Source organism: Mycobacterium sp. 1164966.3 (genome assembly GCF_001665395.1).
Lineage (GTDB): Bacteria > Actinomycetota > Actinomycetes > Mycobacteriales > Mycobacteriaceae > Mycobacterium.
Genome location: NZ_LZSG01000066.1, coordinates 1 through 1,445, shown reverse-complemented (window position 1 = coordinate 1,445; position 1,445 = coordinate 1). Strand labels below are relative to the sequence as shown.

General features: G+C 63.4%; 1 protein-coding gene. It reads right to left on the bottom strand.

The window, feature by feature from the left end; translation table 11 throughout:
- Positions 1–8: 8 nt before the first annotated feature.
- Positions 9–1,394, bottom strand: a complete 1,386-nt coding sequence (locus A9W99_RS24000; protein ID WP_067384365.1) for an IS30 family transposase — start codon at positions 1,392–1,394, stop codon at positions 9–11.
- Positions 1,395–1,445: the final 51 nt, after the last annotated feature.

Sequence of the window (1,445 nt, the reverse complement as noted above, 5' to 3'; positions counted from 1 at the left end):
AGGCGGATTCAGGCGGTCGCTGCAACAAAAGTGGACGGGTCTGACAGTAGTCGTTGGAGTTCTTCGGCGGGAGTGCGCCAACCGAGGCGTTTGCGAGGTCGGGCGTTGAGTTCGGCGGCGACGTTGTCGAGGATGCCGGGCCCGTGGAAGGACAGGTCAGTACCTTTGGGAAAGTACTGAAGCAGCAAGCCGTTGGTGTTTTCGTTGGTGCCGCGCTGCCAGGGACTGTGCGGGTCGCAGAAGTAGATCGGCAGCCCGGTGGCCTCGGTGATCTTGGTATGCAGCGCCATCTCACTGCCTTGATCCCAGGTCAACGACAGACGCAGCACCTCTGGGATCTCGGGGATCTTGGCAGTCATCGCCTCGGCAACAGTGGCGGCGGTGCGATCGTCGGGCAGGTGCAATAGCACGACGAATCCGGTAGTCCGCTCGACCAGGGTGGCGATCTGAGACGCCTGGTTCTTGCCGATGATCAGATCGCCTTCCCAGTGCCCCGGAATGGCACGGTCGTCGGCTTCAGGTGGGCGCTCACTGATGTTGATCATGTCCTTGAGGTGTCCGCGGTTATCAGTTGTGTTGCGGCCCTGACTTTTCCGTTGTATCCGTCCGGTGCGCAACGCGGTCTTGATCTGGCGGGCCAACTCCCCGCGGGGCTGCACGTATAACGCTTGGTAGATCGTTTCGTGTGACACCCACATCTCCGAATCGTCGGGAAAATCTATGCGCAGCCGGGCTGCGATCTGCTCGGGACTGTGCCGCTGTTCCAAGCGTTGCACGACCTCGGCGAGCAGGGCGGGGTTGGACTCTAGCTTGCGCGGCTTGGGGCGGGCGCGGGCGGCGTCGACGGTGTCCTGGGCCAACCGGGCCCGATAACCCGAGACGGTCATTCCCCGACCCACTTCCCGGCTGATCGTCGAAGCAGACCGGCCCAACATTCGCGCGGCATCGGCTTGGGAGTAGCCCGACACGAACAACTCTTCGAGGCGGCAACGTTCGGTAAACGACACCGCCGCCGACGGTGTTTCAGGCTCTGGAGCAGCAGCGATAGGTGTTCTGGGCACAAAGCCAGCTTGATCGACCCAATACCGGCCGGTGTGTTCTGACACGCCGGCGATTACCGCGGCCTGCACCACCGTCGCGCCAGCGTGCAACGCAGCCCAGAACGCGTCCCTCACCTGCTGCGAGTACCGGGTGCCGGAATGACCACGAGTGCTTCGATACCCCGCGCCCTTGGCCCATTTACGACCCGTCGCGCCCGCTACCCCGGCTACCGTCGCGGCCGCCGTGGGCGACAGCCCCGAGCTAACCGCCTCCCAGAATCGCTCACGCACCGACGCCGCTGACACGGCATCGAGATGAACACCCTGCCGCCGAAACCCCGTCACATACCCCATATCGCTCAACACCTCTCGCTAAGGTGTTGCAGCGATCACTTGAGGCTAAGC

Excerpts from the sequence above, each read along its gene's own strand:
- A9W99_RS24000 (WP_067384365.1), bottom strand. The coding sequence starts at position 1,394 with ATGGGGTATGTGACGGGGTTTCGGCGGCAGGGTGTTCATCTCGATGCC.